Origin of the sequence: Roseibium sp., assembly GCF_051016195.1 — a bacterium.
GTDB lineage: Bacteria > Pseudomonadota > Alphaproteobacteria > Rhizobiales > Stappiaceae > Roseibium.
In genome coordinates, this window is the sequence record NZ_CP134616.1 from 2471096 (window position 1) to 2489818 (window position 18723).

Genomic DNA, 18723 nt, shown 5'->3' on the forward strand with positions numbered 1-18723 from the left:
GATAAGTCAAGAGCACCGGTTTCGCGGTATCTGCCGGCCGCTTCCGTGAAACGGAGACGGGAAGTCACAGTCCGCGTTCGATCCACCAGGTCTCGTCGAAATAGTCGCCACTGAGACGTTCGCGGGCTTCATCGGTTGACCAGTCGTCTGTCCCCATCAACTCCTCTATCAAGTCAAACCATTTGTCCGCGAGATCGGCCGGCAGTTTCCGGCCGCTCCAGGGACAATGACTGATGGTGCGCATGGCGGGCCCCCAAGTCTCCTTGAGTCCGAAGCGGCGGATCGACGGATCGTAGAGGATCGGGGTCTGCGGGTTGCACGCCTGGGTGAGCAGCTCAGGAAATGGTTCGAAAAGAACGGATTTTCTCGGGTCAAGCCCAAGTTGCTCCAGCACATGCCGGTTGTCGATCGCAATCCCGGTCAGGGCGCGATCATGATAGGCGTCCCATGCCTTTTCTTCTTCCGTCTCGACAAAGGGCTGTTTCTCGCCGCGCGCGGCGGCTTCCTTTTCGGCCAACTCGCGCTCGGCCTCCTGCGTGTCCGCCGCCTTGCAGAGATGTTCGTGCAGATCCAACCCGCGCCGCAGAAGGACCGTATCGCGTTCAATGGTCCGTTCCCAGCGCTCTTCTGCTATCTTCGGATCGGGGATTTCAGAGTCGGAGCCTGACATGATCTCTCCTGTTCCTGTGATGGGAAGCGGGACCGGATGTTAAGCGCGTGTGCATTACGGGTCCCTGTCCTTCGCATCGCCCTCGCGCGCACCTTAGCAGGAATGAGGCGCGGTATGTCACGCGGGTACGTTCAAGCCCGCGTCGGAGCGGATTGATTTTTCTGGCCCTTTATATGCAGAATTGGCCATGTCCATTGACCAGACCGACCCCGTCCGGATTGTCATCCTCGTGACGCCGCACTTCAACGTATCGGCGACGACCTCGTTTATCGATCCCTTTCGTGTCGCAAACTATCTGACGGGAACTGCCCGGTTTTCGTGGATCGTTGTATCCGAGCGGGGCGGATCGGTTCCTTCGAGCAGCGGCTTGAGTGTCGACACCAAAGCCATTGCTGATCTGAAGGGCGAAAAGCCGGACCTGGTCCTTGTCAGCACGAGTTGGACCCCCGAACGCCATTACACGGATCTGATTCTGGGACCGTTGAAGAAATGGGCGCGGGGAGGTGCGGTTACTGGCGGTCTCGACACCGGAGCTTTCGTGCTCGCAAAGGCCGGACTGCTTACGGGCAAGGCCGCCACCGTGCACTACGAACACATAGACGCGCTGATCGAAGTCGCCCCGGATACCGGCGTTTCGGAGGACCTCTTCGTCATCGATGACAGGGTCTTCACCTGTTGCGGCGGCTCGGCGTCAACCGATGTCGCCCTGCACTTCCTTCAAAGCTATGCTGGCGCCAGCGTTGCAAACGCCGCGTCGCGATACCTGTTTCATCATCGCATCAGGGGCGAAGGACACTCGCAAAACCCGAAGGGAGCAGAACCCTCCGGGCACGCGACCCCGGGTGCTGTAAGGCGCGCGGTCGATCTGATGGAGCAGAACCTCGAGGACCCGCTTTCCATTCCGGACATCTGTTCTCAGCTTGGTGTATCTCAGCGCCAGCTCAGCCGCCTCTTCGGACACTATGTCCGCCGGTCACCGGTCGAATATTACCGAGATATCCGGCTCGACCGGGCGCGTGGGCTGGTGACGCAAACGGAAATGAAGCTCAGCGAAATCGCGGCAGCATCCGGTTTCAACAGCCAGGTTCATTTCAGCCGGTCCTACAAGGAGCGTTTCGGGCTGTCGCCGGGGAGCGACCGGATCGAAGGCCGTGTGCCCTTCGAGTTCCGGGCCTGGCCGATGTATAGCCCCGGGCCGTACCCTAAACCGGAATAGCCCGCAAAAAGGCGATCTCCGAAGTGGTGCGAAGCGAAGGGTGATGCTTACGTCGCGCACTACCGGGGATCGGCAGCCTTCCTGTTGCGCTGATAATGCCGCGCGGCCTTTGCCCTGTTGCCGCAGCTTTCCATGCTGCACCAGGTTCGCCTGCTGTTTTTGGTTTCATCAATGAACAGCCAGCCACAGTTGTCACCAGGACACATCTTGAGGCGGCCGCGCTCTCTGGGATCGGCCAGGATCGAGATTGCAGACGCGGCCAACAGTCCTTCCAGCACCGGCGGAGCCCCCTCTTTTGCGCCAAATTCCAACTCTCTGACCGCATTCAAGGTGCCGGAGACTTTCGTCTCCAGCAGCATGGACCGAAGATCGGACCTGAGAAGCTTGAGCTGGTCGAACGTGCCGGCACAGTGAGCCTTTATTTCCAGTGTTCGCAGCCACACGTCCAAGTCATCCGGGCTTTTCAGTTTTTCGTGCGCCACATGATCAGTCGACGTCCAATCGGCCGTGTTGACAAAATCAAGTACCAGGCGTCCGCCGACAGGCCGAACGGGATGTCCCTCAGAATAGCTCATGTCATTTTCTAACCCCTGCACCGGTTGACAGGCAAGCTGCAAAGTTATCTAACCCTTGTTATGGTTAGAAGATCCCAAGACGTAACAGTCTCGTTTGCCGGCGCAGTGCGCGGAATGACGCGGCTGCTGCCGATTTGCCTTTTTGTCGCTCCGTTCGGCATGGCTTTTGGTATTGCCGCGACAGACGGCGGGATCGGCGCGTTTCAGGCCACGGCGATGAGTGCCCTGGTTTTTACGGCAACGGCGCAGTTTGCTGCGCTGGACTTCCTCCAGGATCCTGTTGCCTACCTGTCTCTCGGTCTGGTTGCACTGGCGCTGAGCGGCCGGCACCTGATCATGGGAGCCGCTCTGGCCCAATGGGTGAACCGGCTTCCTGCGGGCAAGCGTTTCCTGACGCTGATGTTTCTGAGCGACGCAAATTTTGCTGACACGCAAACCCTATTGCATCGCGGTGAAACAGATTTGGGACCGCTTTTCGGCGGCGGTCTGATGCTCTGGATCACATGGGTCGGCAGCACGGCTGCCGGAGCGTTCGGGGGAGATCTGATCGGCGATACGGACGCCTTAGGGTTCGGCGTCGTGATGCTCTGTTTCTTTGCCGCGACAGCGTTTGGGATGGTGCGCGCAACGCCATCCCTCCTGTTGCCTGTCTTTGCCGCAATCTGTGCTTCGGTGGTTACGCTGCCCTATCTTCCAAATGGCTGGAACATCTTTCTGGCCGCACTGGTTGGCGGCAGCGTTGCCGCGGTGCGTCATGCTGAGTGACTTGTCCTACATCACTGCCGTTGCTGTGCTTACACTGGTGGCGCTTGGCACGCGGCTGTCCGGCGCCGTTCTGATGGCCTGGGTCACGCCAACGCCGCGCGTCGAAAAATTCCTTCAGGGAATGTCGGTTTCAGTCATCGCAGCCCTGGTGGCATCATCTCTGGTCTCGTTGGACCTGAAGGCATTTGCGGCAACCTGTGGCGCTATTTTGGTTGCTGCCCTTTCCCGGAGTGTCATCTGGGCGATGCTTGCCGGGATGATCGTCGCGGCTCTCTATCCGCAGGTCATTTAGCCAGGCAGCATCGCCACGAGGCCCGCAAAGAAGGCCGGCCAGATTACCGGCACTCGTCAATCCACGTCCTGGTCCCGGACGGACCGGGCCGCAGCCTGGAGGGCGACGAGCATCCGGTCCCTCTCATCAGAAAGTTCCCGGGGGCTGCGGCCGCGTGCCTGCTCGTTCATCCCGGCAACCAGTTTACCGATTACGGCCTCGTCCAGGCGCGGGTCGCCGAGGCCGTCCCACCAGCCGTTGAACGTGTCCTTGAAATGGTCGCAAAAGGCCTGAAGGCCGCCATCGCCCGCACCCAGATGAAACAGCATCGTCGGCCCCATCGCCGCCCATCTGAGACCCGGTCCGGCCCACATCGCCTTGTCGATATCCTCGACGCTTGCAACGCCTTCGATGGCCATGAAGACCGCTTCACGCCAGACAGCGGCCTGCAGTCGATTGGCGACGTGTCCAGGCATGCCTTTTTTGATGCGGATCGTGATCTTGCCGATTGCCTCGTAGAAGGCTTCCGTCGCATCAAGCGCCGCCGGGTCAGTCCTTTCGTTGGCCGTCATCTCGACCAGCGGGATGAGATGTGGCGGGTTGAACGGATGTCCCAGAACGAAATTTGCCGGGTTCTGCCACCCTTCCTGCAACGCTTCCAGCGTCAGGCCGGATGTGGAACTGGATACAATTGCGGTCTTTGAAAGCACCGGTTCGATTTCGCCGTAGATTGCGTGTTTGATCGGCAACCGTTCAGGAACGTTCTCCTGGATGAAGTCCGCTTGTGACGACGCCTCCGCGGCGGTTTTTTCAAACGAAACCTCGCCGGGCGCGGTGCTTCCCGTAAGGCCGAGCGCCCTGAGAGACGGCCAGGCGGCCTCGATGTAGTTTCTCACCTTGGTCTCGGCATCCGGCGCCGGATCATAGACAGCGACGTCGCGCCCGGAGGCAAGGAACAAGGCAGTCCAGCTTGCGCCGATGACACCGGCCCCCAGAACCGCAACACGTGATATTTCGCCCATCAGAACAGTCCCGGATTAAGCGGCGAGGCAGCGGTCATACCGCCGTCGACCGTAAAGAGTTGACCCGTGGCGAAGCCGGCCTCGTCGGAGGCGAGCCAGACCGCCATGGCGGCAATGTCGCGCGGTTGACCGAAGCGCCGCACCGCATGACGCTGAAGCGCATCCGCCTTCGCCTTTGCCGGTTCGCGAGCGAGGTCGAAGCCCGCGTCGAGCATTCCCGTTTCGATCCAGCCTGGACAAATCGCATTGCAGCGGATCCCGGGGCCGTGATCGATTGCGATGGATCGTGTCAGCCCATGGACGAATGCCTTCGACGCATTGTAGAGCGCCATCGACGGGTCGGCGACGGTTCCTGATATCGATCCGATATTGATGATCGATCCGCCATCGCGCATCAGCGGAATGAAGGCGCGGCAGGCGTTGAACACGCCGCGCGCATTGGTGTCCATCACGTGGTTCCAGTCCGCGTCGGTGCTTTCGACCACGGTTTTCTCCACCTGCACACCGGCATTGTTGACCAGGATATCGAGCGTTTCGATGGATGCGGCCGCAGCCGTGACAGCCTCAGGGTCCGCAACATCCAGGGTCAGCCATTCTGCCGGGTATCCAGCGGGCCTTTCGCCCCGGCCGCAGGCGGTGACAAGGGCGCCTTCTTCAAGAAACGCGTCGACGATGCCCTTGCCGATGCCTTGCCGGCCACCGGTCACGAAGGCTCTCTTTCCGGAAAGGCGCATCAGTGGGCAACCATGACGTGGCGGATAGACGTATACGCGTCGAGCGCAAAGACGGACATGTCACACCCGGTGCCCGATCCCTTCATCGCCGCCCAGGGCATTTCCGGTGTTGCCATGCCGTGGGTGTTCACCCAGGTGAAGCCGTAGCGCAGTTTTGAGGTCATGCGCATGGCAAGGCCGACATCGCGGGTCCAGACGGAAGACGCCAGGCCATAAGATCCGGCGTTGGCGATCCTCAGTGCTTCCTCCGCATCGGAAAACCGCGAGACGGTGACGACCGGGCCGAAGACCTCGTTGCAGGCGACCTCGGATGCATTGTCGACATTGGTAATAACAGTCGGGTCGAAGAAGAAACCCGGCCCACTGCCCGCGTTGCCGCCCAGCACAATCTCGGCGCTTGATCCGGCGCGATCAACGAAACCCGCAACCCTGTCCCTTTGTGCCGCTGATACGAGCGGGCCCATTTCGGTTCCCTCTCCCTTCGGAGCACCAATCCTGATCTGGCCGACCTGATCGGTGATCGCGGCGACGAGGCGGTCATAGGCTTTGTCGGCAACCAGTACGCGGCAGGGCTGGGCGCAATCCTGACCGGCGTTGAAATAGCTGCCATAGCGGATGGTTTCCGCCACTGCGTCCAGATCCGCATCGTCAAAGACGATGACCGGGGCCTTTCCGCCGAGTTCCAGATGAACGTGCCGGATCCGACTGGATGCTGCCCGCATCGCGGCCATGCCCGTCGCGGGTGACCCCGTGACACTGATCGCTTCCATCTCAGGGCTGTTCATCAGCGTGCTGCCGATGGTTGGTCCGCGTCCATGGATGATGTTCACGACGCCTTTCGGCACCACGTCCTGCAGCAGTTCGCCGAGCTTCAGCGTCGACAGGGGCGTGAGTTCGGACGGCTTCAGAACCACGGAGCAGCCGGCCGCTATCGGGGCGGCCAGCTTCCAGCTCGCCATCATCAGCGGATAGTTCCACGGGGCAATCGCGGCGACCGGTCCGACCGGGTCGCGCCGGATCATCGACGTGTGCCCGGCGATGTACTCACCCGCCGCCGATCCGGTCATCGTCCGGGCAGCACCTGCAAAAAACCGGAACACATCGATCGTCAGCGGCATCTCGTCGTCATGGGCGGAGGGCCAGGGCTTGCCGACATCGAGGCTCTCCAGCTCGGCCAGTTCATGGCTGTTCTTTTCAATCACGTCGGCGATCTGCAGAAGGAGCGCTGAGCGTTCGGCGGGCGTTGTTGCCGAAAACATTTCGAAGGCTTCGGCAGCACCGCGCACCGCCGCGTCGATCTGGTCTTCGCCTGCTTCCTTCACAACGGCGATGGTCGTTTCATCGGCGGGGTTCAGGACCGTGAGCCCTTCGCCGGTCCCCTCGACCAGTTCGCCGTTTATCAACATGCGCGTGTGCATATCCGATCCTCCGTGTCGTCCAATGGGTCCTGACCCTAGAAACCGACCTTGTCGCCACCCTTGAGGGCCAGCCTTTGACGGGCTTCCGCCGGTGTCGCAATGGTCAGTCCGAGATTTTCCAAAATGCTGCGAATGCGGGAGACCTGCTGTGCGTTGGAAGTCGCAAGCTCGCCCTTGCCGATGAAAAGACTGTCTTCCAAACCAACACGCAGGTTGCCGCCGAGCATTGCGCTTTGGGTCGCAAACGACATCTGGTGCCGCCCTGCGGCGAGCACAGACCATTCGTAGTTTTCCGGGCCGAAGAGTTCGTCCGCCTTCTTGTGAAGATGCAGAAGGTTGTCCGCGTCCGCACCCATTCCACCGAGGATGCCGAAGACCAGCTGAATGAAGAACGGAGGCTTGATCAGGCCCTGGTCGACAAACCATTTGACGTTGTAGAGGTGGCCGAGGTCGTAGCATTCGAACTCGAACTTGGTTCCGTGGTCACCTCCGAGTTTTTCGATCGCGTAGCGGATCGTGCGGAAGGTGTTGGGAAAAATGAAGTCCTCCGTCATTTCCAGGAACGGACGTTCCCAGTCATGCTTGAACTCGGTGTATTTCTGCAGCATCGGAAAGATGCCGAAATTCATCGAGCCCATGTTGAGGGAGGCCATTTCCGGGCTGGCCTTGGTCGCGGCCAGAAGCCGTTCGTCCATCGTCATGCCAAGACCGCCACCGGTCGAGACATTGATGACCGCGTCTGTCGATTGCTTGATCACTGGAAGAAACCGGTTGAACGTTTCCGGCCTCGGATCGGGTTTGCCGGTCTCCGGATCGCGCGCATGAAGGTGGATGATGGACGCCCCTGCTTCCGCGGCCTCGATACTGGCAGTTGCGATTTCCGCAGGTGTGACGGGCAGGTGAGGCGACATGGACGGTGTGTGAATGCCGCCGGTCGGTGCGCAGGTGATGATAACGGATCGGGTCATCAGAGCCTCATTTGCTGAACTTGGGCAGACAAACCGCCATCAAGGACCCAGAGCTGTCCGGAGGCATAGCGCGCTTCGTCCGATGCGAGCCAGTTGACCAGATTGGCGATGTCCTCAGGCGTGCCGTAGGTCCGCATAGGATGGACGTCCCGGACCGCCTGCTGCAGGGTCTCGATGTTGCCGCCACCGCCGCCCGAGCCGTCGCCGTTGAAGAAGCTCTGCAGCATGGGCGTATCGATGTAACCTGGGCAGATCGCATTGACGCGGATGCCTTCCGGGCCGTGGTCGCAGGCCATGGCCCGGGTCAGAGCATGCACCGCACCCTTGGTTGCGCAATAGGCGGCAAGTCCGGGATCGGCAATGAAGCCGTCGTAGGACCCGAAATTGATCAGGCTGGCGCTTGCGCCCGCTTGGGCGGCGCGGCGCAGGAGCGGAAGCGCATATTTCGATGTCAGGAAGGTGCCGGTCACATTGACCGCGAACGACCGGTTCCACTCTTCAAGGGACGTCTCTTCAATCGTCTTTTCGATCTCGATGCCGGCGGCATTGACGAGAATATCGAGCTTGCCGTCTTTCTCCCTGACGTGCGCCATCGCAGCAATCGCATCGGCTTCGCTGGTCACGTCCAGATTGAGAAACCGGCTGCCATCGTCTTCAGGAATGTTGAGGGAGCCCTCTGGGCTGAGATCGGCAGCAAAGACCTTTGCGCCTTCCTTCAGGAAGCGCGTCACGATCGCGCGGCCGATACCGCCCCTTGCGCCCGTCACGAGGGCAACCTTGCCATCAAGCATCATTCTTCGTGTTCCTTAAGTGGCGGATAGCGGTACCGGTTGGCGGCGGCCGTCCAGTCCATGTGGTTCCGGACATATTGCTGACTGGCATCGGACGGCGGGTTGTAGTCCCAGGCTTCACCTGCACCGGCTTCCATGGCTGCATGCAGCGCGCGGCGTGATTTCTGGGTGGCGATGACCTTGTGGCGCAGCTCCGTTTCGTCCCAGCGGAGGGCAACTTCATCCGCAAAACGCGCAGCAACATCCCTGAATTGCGGGTCGCTCGCGAGGTTTGTTCTTTCTTCGGGATCGCGCTCAAGATCGTAAAGCTGCGGCGGATCGCTGTCGCAGTGAATGTACTTCAAGGTACCGCGGCGGATCATGATTACCGGGTGGGCCGTCATTTCCGCACAGTATTCGCCGATCGCCTCGTCGACCGGATCATGCTCACCGCGGGCAAGCGGCAGCAGGCTGCGGCCATCGACGGGCTCGCCAAGCATGTCCGGCGTGCCGCCCGCAATTTCCAGGAAAGTTGGCAGCAGATCGATCAGCGAGCAGGCGTTCGCAGCGTCTCCCTTGGCGATGTCGGGTCCTGCCATGACAAGCGGCACCCGCGCGGAATACTCGAAGAAGTTCATCTTGTACCAGAGACCACGCTCGCCAAGCATGTCGCCGTGATCGGCCGTCACGATCACGATCGTGTTGTCCAGCTCGTTGATCTCATCGAGGGTGTTCACGATCTCACCGATCTTGCTGTCGAAATAGCTGACATTTGCGAAATAGGCGTGGCGCGCTCTGCGGACTTCCTCCTCGTTCAGGGGGATATAGGAGGCTTCGATCCCGTTCATAAGCCTGCGCGAGAACGGGTCCTGGTCTTCTAGATGCGGAATGTCGGCAGGAAGCGGGATCTCCCCATCTTCATAGAGGTCCCACCATTCCGGACGGGCAACATAGGGATCGTGGGGGTGAATGAAGCTTGCGACCAGCGCGAAGGCTGATGTTTCCCCGAGTGTCCTGTCGCGCGCCCGGTCGAACAGCCAGCGACGGGCGGCGAAACCGACCTCGTCGTCATAGTCGATCTGGAAGGTGGCTTTCGCAACACCGCTTTCCTTTACGGTCTGCATGTTGTGATACCACTTGTCGATCCGCTCGTCGGCCGCTTCCCAGTCCGGGGTCCAGGCAAAATCGGACGGGTAGATGTCGGTTGTCACCCGATCCTGGAAGCCGTGCATCTGGTCCGGCCCGACGAAGTGCATCTTGCCGGACAGGCAGGTCCGGTACCCCAGCGCCTTCAGATAATGAGCGAAAGTCGGGATGGAGGCCCTGAACTCCGATGCGTTGTCGTATGCGGCGATACGGCTGATGAGCTGACCGGACATGAAGGCAAAGCGCGAGGGTGCGCAAAGCGGTGAATTGCAGTAGGCGGCATCAAAGCGCATGCCGCGTTCTGAAAGCGCATCAAGGTGCGGCGTTTTCGCCACGGGATGCCCGTAGGCGCCGGTGAAATGCGGTGCAAGCTGGTCCGCCATCACCACCACGATGTTGGGCGGCGTCACGCGGTGCCTCTTGCATAGGCGTCCAGAACCAGGCCATGAAAATGGTGGACCGCGTGTTCGGATTTGCCCGACCCGTCGGGGTCGTGAACGATGCGGCCCTGCGTGAAAGCCGGTGTGTTCATGCCGCGCTGGACACTTTCAACGAGCGCGATATCCTCCACCTGCAGGACCTCGTCGAGATAGCGGATTGCGTCGCGTTCCATGTCGTCGGGCTCGGGCGTTTCCAGGAAGAAGTCATATGTCTCCAGCGTGCGGTCCGGCCCGACCGGGATGATATTGAGCACGATCATGCTGGAGCGGCCCGGATAGCGCATCAGGCACGTAGTCGGCCACAGCCACCAGACGGCATGTGTCCTGACACTGGCATTGGAGACATCATAAGCGCTGTTGGCGGCATTGCCGGCATCTGCCATGTGACTGGAATAGATGCCGTGCGTCGTTACCTTGTAGGTATCCATGTCGACAAGATCGCAGAAGTCCTTGTGAGCCGTCGGGCAGTGGTAGCACTCAAGGAAATTGTCGACGACGTTCTTCCAGTTCGACCTGATATCGTAGGTGAGACGATGGGCGAATGTCAGCTGGTCGATGTCCGGAGCCCAGTGCGTTATCTCGGTTTCCAGATCGCCCGACAATTCGGAAAGGGAGGCTGCCTGCCGGTCCAGGTTGACGAAAACGAAGCCGCAAAACTCCTCGACCCTGACTTCGTCGAGGCAGATGTCTGCCGTGTTGAAGTCCTGCAGTGACTCCGTGTGCGGCGCCCGGGCAAGCTGCCCGTCAAGCCTGTAGACCCAGGCATGGTAGGGACACATGATGCGCGTCGTGGTGCCTTCGCCGGACAACAGTTCATGCGCCCGGTGCTTGCAGACATTGTAGAAGGCGCGCAGAACACCGTCTTTTGCACGCACGACCGCAATCGGGTGGCCTGCGATTTCAACGGTTACGTAGGAACCCGGTTCCCGCGTCTTCTCGACATGGCACACCCATTGCCATGTTCTGGCGATGATTGTGTTCAAGTCGGATCTGTACCAGTCCGGTTCCACGTATGCCGCGGCTTGCAGTGAACTGGAGCGTGACGGATCGGAGTCGTAACCGGATGCGATTTCTGTTGTCTCGGACACGCCGTTTCCCTCCCAAATGCTCACCTTCAGCTTGCCTGCTGCACTATCGCGGCATCAAACATTTCTGGCCGTCGTTTTAGCTTTTTTCGCCATGTGTCGCACCGCGCAGATCCACATGGCCGGCAACGGAGGGTCTCTACAGATCAAATGTCTGCCGCGTTTTTGCGGCTTCGTCGCAAATCCACGACAGGAACGCCTTCGCCTGGGGATCTAGCAGAGCACCGGACAGATACAGGATATGATACTCCTCGACCCCGCGCAGGTCGAAGCCCGGCAGACAGGGCACAAGGCCATATCTCGCGACGAGGTCGTCGCTTGCCGGCGGGCGGGCGAGTGCGATGCCGCCGTTGGCCCCTGCAAGTGCGAGTGCGTTGAGCGTGGTGTCGACATAGGTGACGCGCGCACCACTTGGGAGCACGTCGCCACCAAAGATCTGCGCCCAGTTGCGCCGGTGATCGGCAACTTCGATCAGGGGATGCGCGAGGGCATCTTCAAGCGTGCGGATTTTTGCGGCAACATCCGGATGGGCAACCGGTTCGAGCCGTTCGCCAAAAAGGGCCGCTCCCTCTGTCCCCGGCGGAGGAGGTCCAAAAGCGATCCAGAGTGTTGCAGTTCTGGGTGGTGTTTCCGGCCGGCCGAGCAGGGAATAGAGCTCGAGCGTCACGTTCGGGTGTGCCGAGTTGAAGCCGGGCAGGCGCGGGATCAGCCAGCCGACGGAAAACGCCATCGAGACGCCGACGACCAGCGGTGGTCCGCCAGGGGCGGCAAGAGAAGCTGCAGCCATTTCCATCCGTCCAAGCGCATCACCGACAACACCCAGAAGGCTGCGTCCGGCTTCGGTCAGCGAGACGCCCGCTGCTGCCCGTTCAAAAAGGGGGCGGCCCAGATGCGCCTCAAGGGCGCGGATCTGCTGGCTTACTGCCGGCGGCGACATGGCAAGGCTCTCGGCAGCGCGTGCAAAACTGCCCGAGCGCGCGGCGGCCTCGAACACCCGCAGCCAGTTCAACGAGGGAATTCGCTTGATCATGTGACAGCATAAGCTGAGCTTATCCTGATGGGCAAGAGATCTGTCTTCTCAATGTGAATGGACGCTGTAGCTTCAGGCGAGATGGAGGAGACCATGATGCTTGATTTCACACCAAGTCATCTCAGTGATTATCGCCAGAACGGGTTTGTGGCCGGCCGTCCGGTTTTTTCGGCCTCAGAAGTTGCGCGGTTGCGCCAGCGGATCGAAGCGCTCGAGGCCGATCACTCAGAGGGCGCCGGCGGGCATGATCTTGCGCAGTTTTTCCGGGTTAACGGACACGTTGTTATTCCGATGCTTGCCGAAGCCGCACGCACGCCCGCCATTCTCGATGCGGTCGAGAGCGTGCTCGGACCGGATCTGCTTGCCTGGTCGGTGGAACTCTTCATCAAGGAGCCGGGCAGCAGGAAAACCGTTTCCTGGCATCAGGACATCACCTATTGGGGCATGGGTGAAACAGATGACGAGGTGACGGCCTGGGTCGCGCTGTCGGACGTCTCCGTTGAGGCCGGCTGCATGCGGTTTATTCCGGGCAGCCACAAGGGCCGTATCGCAGATCACGAAGACACGTTCGACGCAGACAATCTACTGTCGCGCGGGCAATCGATCGCGGGTGTCGATGAGGCCGTTGCCGTGCACGGCCCCTTGCGGCCTGGTGAAATGTCGCTGCATCACGGACGCTGTTTTCATGCATCGGGTGCCAACAACAGCAATGACCGGCGGATCGGGCTGGCCATCCGCTATGTGACGCCCGCCGTGCGCAACCATGCGCCAGGGCGCGACTGGGCCATGCCTGTGCTTGGTGAAACACCCCGGGGCGGCTGGGACTGCATTGCCGGTCCGCGCGGGCTCTTTCATCCTGCGGACCTTGCGCTTTATGATCGGATTCTCGCCGGCCAGGCTGATACCCTTTCCGCAGGGGCTGAACAAACCGTCGAGTTGTATTTACAAGGAGGAGAAGCCTCATGAGCCAGACCGTCAGTTTCACGGCCATGAAAGACGGCACGAAGGAAGATTACGAGCTTCTGGAAGAACTGGAGAAACCGTTTCTGGCCCTGACGGCTGATCGTGTGCTGGACGAGCTGCACCGGGCGGGAGAGGCGACGCTTGAGGGCTACAAGATCACCCGCCTCGAACATGGCCTGCAGTCGGGGACGCGGGCGCTCCGGGACGGTGCGGACATTGACTGGGTCGTCGGAGCCTTGCTGCACGATGTCGGTGACGGGCTCGCGCCTCAGAACCACGACAAGATGTCCGCGGAAGTGATCCGCCCGTTCGTCAGGTGGGAAGTCGCCTGGACGGTTGAGCATCACGGCATCTTCCAGACGCTCTATTTCGGTCATCACTACGGCTGGGACAGGAATGCCCGCGACCGCTATCGCGATCACCCGCTGTTCGACACTTGCGCTGCATTCTGTGAGCACTGGGACCAGTCCAGCTTCGACCCGGACTATGTGAGCGAACCGCTCGAGACGTTTGAGCCGATGGTGCGCGAGGTCTTTTCCCGCAAGGCCTATGACCCTGCCGTGATCCGCGAAAATGAAATCACCGGACTGCCGGGAAAGCTTTCGAGCGCCTGACCGGCCCGGAAAGGACCCGACCACATGAAGCGGATCTATGACTTCAGCCGGAACCCGGCGAAGCGAAACTACACCGTCGCCGACCTGCGGGCGCTGAAGGGTTCCGGACGCACGCTGTCGATGGCCAACCCGGCGAACACTGATGAACTGAAGGCCTGCGTCGAGGCAGGCATCGATCTGTTCGTGGTCGGTGCCGACCAGATGGAGGATGTCCGGCGCATTGCGCCGCATCACTTCACCGGTGCCGGATCCACCTGGGCACAGTTCGGCTCGGATGACGAGATCATCGCCCATGCCTACGAGACCATGCGAAACGGTGCGGACATGTATTATACGCTTCGCTCCTTCGACGTGATGGAGCGGATGGCGCGCGATGGCATCCCCGTGCAAAGCCATATCGGACTGATCCCGACCTTCAGTCATCACTGTGGCGGTTTGCGCGCCTGGGGCCGGACGGCGGACGAGGCCATGAAGATCTTCGAAACGCTCAAGCGCATGGAAGACGCCGGTGTCTTTGCCGTGGAAGCGGAGTGCATCGCGGAAGAGGTTCTGGCCGCGATCAACAACAAGACGTCGGTCGTCACCTTTTCGCTCGGGTCGGGAAAGGCGGGCGATGCCATCTTTTCCTTTGTTGCCGACATCTGCGGCGAGGCCAGCGAAGAGGAGACGCCGCCGAAGCATGCGCACGCATTTGGCAATGTCGGGCGATTGCACAAACAGATCCATGAAGAACGTGTGGCGGCGCTCGGCCAGTTCCACGCTGAAGTCGCAGCCCGGAATTTTCCCTACAGACAGACGACCATCGGCATGCGCGAGGGTGAGCATGAAAAGATGCTCGAAGCGCTGGACAAATGGACGCCGACGCATCGGTGAGGGGTGTGATCAGCGCTCGGTGAGTTTCAGCTCAATGCGGCGGTTCCGCGCGAGGACCTCGGGCGCTTCGCCCTCTTCCAGGGGCTGGAATTCCCCGAACCCGGCGGCAACCAGACGCTCCGGGTCGACGCCTTTTTCAATGAGATAGCGCACGACGGAAATCGCGCGCGCTGCTGACAGTTCCCAGTTGTTGCGCAGGCGTCCGGTGCCGGAGAGCGGGCGTGCGTCGGTGTGCCCGTCGACCCTGAGCACCCAGTTGATTTCGTCGGGGATCTGGGCGCTGAGTTCCTGAATGGCTTCGGCCAGCTTTTCCAGTTCCTGTTCACCGGCAGGATTGATGTCCTCGGACCCGGAATCGAACAGAACCTCTGACTGGAACACGAAGCGGTCACCGACCACGGAGATGTCGGATCGTTGCGACAGGATTTCGCGCAGACGTCCGAAGAAGTCCGACCGGTAGCGTGACAGTTCCTGCACGCGCTGGACAAGCGCAGCGTTCAGCCGGCGCCCGAGACTTGCGATCTTGGCCTGGCTGTCCGCCTCCTTGGCTTCGGATGCTTCGAGGGCCGCATTGGCGGCAGCGATCTGGCGCCGCAGCGCGGCGATCTGCTGGTTGAGCAATTCGACTTGGGCAAGGGCTTCCTGGCTGACCTGGCGTTCGTCGTCGAGAAGGTTTTCGAGCTGTGCTGCGCGACCGCCGGCGGCATCGGCGGCACCGGAACTGCTTTCCAGAAGTCCCAGCAACCGGCTTTGCTCCGACTCGGCATCGGAAAGGCTCGCCTGCAGACCGAGGATCGTGTCTTCCAATTCGCCGGAGGCAGCCCGCTCCATTGCGAGCAATTCCGTCAGTTCGCTGATCTGGGCATTCAGCCTGTTGAGCACCGTGTCGCGCCCGGACAGCTGCTGCGACAGGAAGAACTGCGCAATCATGAATATCGACAGGAGGAAGATGATGACAAGCAGGAGTGTCGCCATCGCGTCGACGAACCCGGGCCAGTAGTCTGTTGTCTGGGCGCGTCGCCGGGCGCGCAGTCCTGCGGCCATCGGGTGCTACTCCTTCGCGCGATCGAACGCTGCCGAGATAGAAGTCAGCAGCCCTTCGATGCGTTTTTGCTGTTCGCCCTGCGCTTCCGCCCAGTCCCGCATCATCTGTTGCTCGGACCGGACATGCTTCACCAGTCCCTGGATGCCTTCGGCGAGATTGGCCATTGCTTGCGAGGCATTTTTGCCGCCACCGTCGTCGACGCTTTTCTGAAGCGACTGAATCGAGGCCTGTATCTGCTCGACGCCCGGTGCATCCGGTGCATTGAAGAGACCGTCCTCCGGGTCGATATCCGTGACGGTCGAGAGCCAGTCTTCCAACTCGTTGTAGAAGCGGTTCTGGGCCTGCCCAGCCTGCAGGTCGAGAAAACCCAGAACGAGCGAGCCGGTGAGGCCGAAGAGCGAGGATGAAAATGCGGTGCCCATGCCGGAGAGAGGCGCTTCCAGTCCGGCCTTGAGATCCTCGAAGATCACGTTGGCGTCGCCCGAACCGACATCAAGCGACTGGATGGTGGCGCCAACCGAACTCACGGTCTGGAGCAGGCCCCAGAAGGTGCCAAGCAGGCCAAGGAAGACGAGCAGGCCCGTCAGGTACCTCGACATCTCACGGGATTCCTCCAGGCGCATGCCGATGGAATCGAGGATCGAGCGCGCCGTCGTCGGCGTCAGAGCCATGTCTCCGGCCTTGTTGCCGAGGAGAGCCGCCATTGGTGCGAGCAGCACAGGCGAACGGGTGTCGAGCGCAGGATCGCCCATCCTGAAGCTGTTCACCCAGGAGATTTCCGGAAACAGCCGGATGACCCTGCCGAACAGAAGCAACACGCCGAACACGCCCACCAGCACGATCAGCCCGTTGAGGCCCGGATTGCTCATGAAGGCGACGGAAATCTGCGGAAACAGGATGAAGGCGATGAAAGCGACGATCACCAGGAAGATGATCATGAAGGTCAGATATGCCCTCGGGCTGGACAGACTGTACGGATCAAATTCACGGGCCATATTGCGCAATCAATCGCCTGTTTCGAAGGTAACTAATTGATAGCGTGATTTTTAACACCTTGGAAACCTCTTATCGCGGTCGAAGGGCAATAATGTCTGGAAAGCTTGGAATAGCTCGCTTTCGGCGCGAGGACCTGCCGCCTGCCGGGGAGGGCCACCGATGTTCGAATCGAAACTTTGCGCAGAGGCCTCAGCGAAGGATCAGTTGGAACAGCCGTTCTGGAATCCCAGGTCGCAATGGGCCTTGAGCCGATCCGTGTCTGCATCGGTCCAGCCTTCTGGAGCAGTCACCTGGACCCAGGGTTCGATGTAATCCTGGGCGTAGTAGGCGTGGCCGTGTCCCGGTGGAGCGCCGAACGCAAGCGCCATGTCGAGCGCGAGCTGGAACTGGGTGACGACCGGTATGAAGGTCAGGTGTTCCGACGCGTCCGGGGCCGGCGGATCGTTCATCCAGGGTGGCGCCCGCCAGAGGGAGAGGGGATCATAGAAGACAATCGGATCGCTTGAATACTGCAGGAAGACGATGCGCATTCCGCCCCAGTCGGCCGGCGCTTCCGACGCATCGGCGTAGTGTGACGCGTAGCGCACGAGCGAGCCGTCTCCGATCTTCGGCAGGACCCACGGGCTACCCGGATTGCGGGCGTTTTGAACGTAGTTCCAAAGATCGGACGGAAACGGGGGACCCGCCCAGAATGCACCGTTGATCGGATCACCAACCATGCGGAACAGGTTTGTGCCGTACATGGATGACCAGGCACCGAGACTGAGCCCATGGGCGTAAAGTTTCGGGCGGCTGTCCTTCGGCAAGGTTTTCCAATGGTCGTGAACGACCTCCAGAAGTGCGGTTGCCTGGTCGAGCCCGGTGCGCGTTTCCAGGATCAGGGCAAGAGGGGATTGTAGATAGGAATACTGGGCGCTGACCGTCGCGATATTGCCGTTGTGCATGTATTCGAGCGGATCATGCGAGCCCGGGTCCATCCAGCCGGTTCCTGTCGGGCTGGTGACGATCAGAACGTCGCGTTCGAACGCGTTCAGGCGCTTGAGTTCCTCAAGTGCAAGCTTTGCCCGATCCTCAGGTGTTTCCCCGTTGGCCCGGCCGACATAGACCCGGATCGGATCGAGGGCAGGCCTGCCGGTGAAGGCGGAGATCGCTTCCCTGTCCGGTCCGGACTGCACGAAATCGCGGCCAGGCTTGCCCATCGCGGCCCAGTCTATGAGCGATTCTGCAGATCCCGACTGACGTGGATCGTCCGGCGACGGCGGGGCGGCATCGAAGAGCTGCTGTGCCGTCTCGTAGCTCTCGTCGAGCCCGGTCACGACGCGATCGAGAATGCCGTCGCGCGTCACCACGAACAGGATCAGGATCACCGCCACGACACCGAGTACGTTGGCTCTCCGTGCCGGCATGAAGCGATAGAAGCGCGACCGGATCCAGTGGAACAGGGCAACTACAAGAGCCCCGATCAGATAAGCGACGACAAAGGTAAGCGTTGCGCTGATCAGGATGGTGACGAGGTGCTGCGCTTCCGCGGGTTCAAGGCCCATCTTCACCCGCAGTTCGTTCTGCCACTTCAGACTGGAGGTTGCGGTCCAGAAAATGAACAAAAGTGTGGCGGCGGCCAGCACGAGATTGGCGGTCAGTGCGGCCTTGCCGCGCAGGCGGGGCAGATCCGCTGCCCGCCAGATCAAATCGACGATCCTCCCGAGCAGGTACCCGAGCGCGATGACGATACCACCGAGAATGCCCTGGACCAGCGGACCGCGCGGTATCAGGGACGGGGTCAGCGAAGCCGCAAAGAACAGAAGCCCGAGCATGAGGCAGGGAACCGACAATCCCGTCACAAGAGAGCGAACCCAACCCATCAAACGCTTCCCCGCAAGTGTTGCTGCGCACCGAAACGCCTGCCGTGTCAGAAGAACGGCCCGATCGACGGCAACCTTTGTGTCGTTGGCTTGCTCGCGCACTGCAGCAATAACGCCGTTCCGGCAAGCTTATCGAAAGCCATCTGAAAGTTAAGAGAAATCTCGGCCGTCTTGGCCAGGAGCGCAGTCATTTGGCTGCAGGCCCGATCTGGGCCTTCGAAGAAATACGGAGCCGCAAACGGGGATCCAGGACCTTCGAA

At 60.8% G+C, this 18723-nt stretch carries 19 protein-coding genes; 6 read left to right on the plus strand and 13 right to left on the minus strand.

Annotation, left to right across the window (positions count from 1 at the left end; all coding sequences use genetic code 11):
* Positions 1-64 precede the first annotated feature (64 nt).
* Positions 65-670, minus strand: coding sequence for a DUF6980 family protein (locus RDA78_RS11450; RefSeq protein ID WP_434055433.1), 606 nt, complete (start codon positions 668-670; stop codon positions 65-67).
* A gap of 187 nt (positions 671-857) precedes the next feature.
* Here RDA78_RS11450 and RDA78_RS11455 point away from each other — a divergent pair, with 187 nt between their 5' ends.
* Entirely contained in the window at positions 858-1886 is a 1029-nt protein-coding gene (locus tag RDA78_RS11455) for a GlxA family transcriptional regulator (RefSeq protein ID WP_434055434.1), read from the plus strand.
* Between the two features lie 59 nt (positions 1887-1945).
* On the opposite strand, the gene RDA78_RS11460 is transcribed toward RDA78_RS11455, so the two are convergent.
* On the minus strand, positions 1946-2461 hold the full coding sequence (locus tag RDA78_RS11460; protein ID WP_434055435.1) for a CGNR zinc finger domain-containing protein: 516 nt from the start codon (positions 2459-2461) through the stop codon (positions 1946-1948).
* A gap of 114 nt (positions 2462-2575) precedes the next feature.
* Here RDA78_RS11460 and RDA78_RS11465 point away from each other — a divergent pair, with 114 nt between their 5' ends.
* Both RDA78_RS11465 and RDA78_RS11470 read left to right on the plus strand, forming a co-directional pair.
* Complete coding sequence (locus RDA78_RS11465) at positions 2576-3226, plus strand: AzlC family ABC transporter permease (RefSeq protein ID WP_434055436.1); 651 nt, start codon at positions 2576-2578, stop codon at positions 3224-3226.
* Between the two features lies 1 nt (position 3227).
* A complete protein-coding gene (locus RDA78_RS11470; protein WP_434055437.1) occupies positions 3228-3518 on the plus strand; it encodes an AzlD domain-containing protein in 291 nt (96 codons plus the stop codon).
* Positions 3519-3574: 56 nt separating this feature from the next.
* Here the strand turns inward: RDA78_RS11470 and RDA78_RS11475 are convergent, their stop codons facing one another.
* From RDA78_RS11475 to RDA78_RS11510, 8 genes are all read right to left on the minus strand, one after another.
* The gene (locus RDA78_RS11475; protein WP_434055438.1) at positions 3575-4519 is read right to left on the minus strand and encodes a 3-hydroxyacyl-CoA dehydrogenase NAD-binding domain-containing protein; all 945 of its coding nucleotides are present in this window, start codon (positions 4517-4519) and stop codon (positions 3575-3577) included.
* Positions 4519-5253 carry an SDR family NAD(P)-dependent oxidoreductase gene (locus RDA78_RS11480; RefSeq protein WP_434055439.1) on the minus strand — a complete coding sequence of 245 codons (735 nt, stop codon included), beginning with the start codon at positions 5251-5253 and terminating at the stop codon, positions 4519-4521. Before RDA78_RS11480 ends, RDA78_RS11475 begins: the two co-directional genes overlap by 1 nt.
* Positions 5253-6671 carry an aminobutyraldehyde dehydrogenase gene (locus tag RDA78_RS11485; RefSeq protein ID WP_434055440.1) on the minus strand — a complete coding sequence of 473 codons (1419 nt, stop codon included), beginning with the start codon at positions 6669-6671 and terminating at the stop codon, positions 5253-5255. The genes RDA78_RS11480 and RDA78_RS11485 overlap by 1 nt, the downstream gene beginning before the upstream one ends.
* Before the next feature lie 35 nt (positions 6672-6706).
* Positions 6707-7639 carry a 3-keto-5-aminohexanoate cleavage protein gene (locus RDA78_RS11490; protein ID WP_434055441.1) on the minus strand — a complete coding sequence of 311 codons (933 nt, stop codon included), beginning with the start codon at positions 7637-7639 and terminating at the stop codon, positions 6707-6709.
* Positions 7639-8433, minus strand: a complete 795-nt coding sequence (locus RDA78_RS11495; protein ID WP_434055442.1) for an SDR family NAD(P)-dependent oxidoreductase — start codon at positions 8431-8433, stop codon at positions 7639-7641. The genes RDA78_RS11490 and RDA78_RS11495 overlap by 1 nt, the downstream gene beginning before the upstream one ends.
* Positions 8430-9965: a choline-sulfatase gene (betC, locus tag RDA78_RS11500; RefSeq protein ID WP_434055443.1), complete on the minus strand. Its 1536-nt coding sequence runs from the start codon at positions 9963-9965 to the stop codon at positions 8430-8432. Before betC ends, RDA78_RS11495 begins: the two co-directional genes overlap by 4 nt.
* The gene (locus RDA78_RS11505; protein WP_434055444.1) at positions 9962-11083 is read right to left on the minus strand and encodes an aromatic ring-hydroxylating oxygenase subunit alpha; all 1122 of its coding nucleotides are present in this window, start codon (positions 11081-11083) and stop codon (positions 9962-9964) included. Before RDA78_RS11505 ends, betC begins: the two co-directional genes overlap by 4 nt.
* Before the next feature lie 136 nt (positions 11084-11219).
* A complete protein-coding gene (locus RDA78_RS11510; protein ID WP_434055445.1) occupies positions 11220-12110 on the minus strand; it encodes a LysR family transcriptional regulator in 891 nt (296 codons plus the stop codon).
* Positions 12111-12203: 93 nt separating this feature from the next.
* Here RDA78_RS11510 and RDA78_RS11515 point away from each other — a divergent pair, with 93 nt between their 5' ends.
* Genes RDA78_RS11515 through RDA78_RS11525 form a run of 3 tightly spaced genes read left to right on the plus strand, consistent with a single transcriptional unit; the run spans position 12204 to position 14560 of the window.
* Complete coding sequence (locus RDA78_RS11515; protein WP_434055446.1) at positions 12204-13076, plus strand: phytanoyl-CoA dioxygenase family protein; 873 nt, start codon at positions 12204-12206, stop codon at positions 13074-13076.
* On the plus strand, positions 13073-13687 hold the full coding sequence (locus RDA78_RS11520; protein ID WP_434055447.1) for an HD domain-containing protein: 615 nt from the start codon (positions 13073-13075) through the stop codon (positions 13685-13687). Before RDA78_RS11515 ends, RDA78_RS11520 begins: the two co-directional genes overlap by 4 nt.
* A 24-nt stretch (positions 13688-13711) precedes the next feature.
* Positions 13712-14560 (plus strand): 3-methyl-2-oxobutanoate hydroxymethyltransferase, encoded by an 849-nt coding sequence (locus tag RDA78_RS11525; protein ID WP_434055448.1) that lies wholly within the window; start codon positions 13712-13714, stop codon positions 14558-14560.
* A gap of 9 nt (positions 14561-14569) precedes the next feature.
* Here the strand turns inward: RDA78_RS11525 and RDA78_RS11530 are convergent, their stop codons facing one another.
* The 3 genes from RDA78_RS11530 to RDA78_RS11540 all read right to left on the minus strand — a co-directional run bounded on the left by RDA78_RS11530 (position 14570) and on the right by RDA78_RS11540 (position 18463).
* On the minus strand, positions 14570-15604 hold the full coding sequence (locus RDA78_RS11530) for a peptidoglycan -binding protein (RefSeq protein WP_434055449.1): 1035 nt from the start codon (positions 15602-15604) through the stop codon (positions 14570-14572).
* Between the two features lie 6 nt (positions 15605-15610).
* Positions 15611-16600 (minus strand): flagellar motor protein MotA, encoded by a 990-nt coding sequence (locus RDA78_RS11535; protein WP_434055450.1) that lies wholly within the window; start codon positions 16598-16600, stop codon positions 15611-15613.
* A gap of 201 nt (positions 16601-16801) precedes the next feature.
* Positions 16802-18463: an alpha/beta hydrolase gene (locus RDA78_RS11540; RefSeq protein ID WP_434055451.1), complete on the minus strand. Its 1662-nt coding sequence runs from the start codon at positions 18461-18463 to the stop codon at positions 16802-16804.
* Positions 18464-18723: the final 260 nt, after the last annotated feature.

Coding starts and splice junctions, on each gene's coding strand:
- RDA78_RS11525 (WP_434055448.1), top strand. CDS start 13,712: ATGAAGCGGATCTATGACTTCAGCCGGAACCCGGCGAAGCGAAACTAC.
- RDA78_RS11530 (WP_434055449.1), bottom strand. CDS start 15,604: ATGGCCGCAGGACTGCGCGCCCGGCGACGCGCCCAGACAACAGACTAC.
- RDA78_RS11495 (WP_434055442.1), bottom strand. CDS start 8,433: ATGATGCTTGATGGCAAGGTTGCCCTCGTGACGGGCGCAAGGGGCGGT.
- RDA78_RS11510 (WP_434055445.1), bottom strand. CDS start 12,110: ATGATCAAGCGAATTCCCTCGTTGAACTGGCTGCGGGTGTTCGAGGCC.
- RDA78_RS11485 (WP_434055440.1), bottom strand. CDS start 6,671: ATGCACACGCGCATGTTGATAAACGGCGAACTGGTCGAGGGGACCGGC.
- RDA78_RS11480 (WP_434055439.1), bottom strand. CDS start 5,253: ATGCGCCTTTCCGGAAAGAGAGCCTTCGTGACCGGTGGCCGGCAAGGC.
- RDA78_RS11465 (WP_434055436.1), top strand. CDS start 2,576: ATGACGCGGCTGCTGCCGATTTGCCTTTTTGTCGCTCCGTTCGGCATG.
- RDA78_RS11475 (WP_434055438.1), bottom strand. CDS start 4,519: ATGGGCGAAATATCACGTGTTGCGGTTCTGGGGGCCGGTGTCATCGGC.
- RDA78_RS11490 (WP_434055441.1), bottom strand. CDS start 7,639: ATGACCCGATCCGTTATCATCACCTGCGCACCGACCGGCGGCATTCAC.
- RDA78_RS11460 (WP_434055435.1), bottom strand. CDS start 2,461: ATGAGCTATTCTGAGGGACATCCCGTTCGGCCTGTCGGCGGACGCCTG.
- RDA78_RS11540 (WP_434055451.1), bottom strand. CDS start 18,463: ATGGGTTGGGTTCGCTCTCTTGTGACGGGATTGTCGGTTCCCTGCCTC.
- RDA78_RS11515 (WP_434055446.1), top strand. CDS start 12,204: ATGATGCTTGATTTCACACCAAGTCATCTCAGTGATTATCGCCAGAAC.
- RDA78_RS11520 (WP_434055447.1), top strand. CDS start 13,073: ATGAGCCAGACCGTCAGTTTCACGGCCATGAAAGACGGCACGAAGGAA.
- RDA78_RS11535 (WP_434055450.1), bottom strand. CDS start 16,600: ATGGCCCGTGAATTTGATCCGTACAGTCTGTCCAGCCCGAGGGCATAT.
- RDA78_RS11455 (WP_434055434.1), top strand. CDS start 858: ATGTCCATTGACCAGACCGACCCCGTCCGGATTGTCATCCTCGTGACG.
- RDA78_RS11450 (WP_434055433.1), bottom strand. CDS start 670: ATGTCAGGCTCCGACTCTGAAATCCCCGATCCGAAGATAGCAGAAGAG.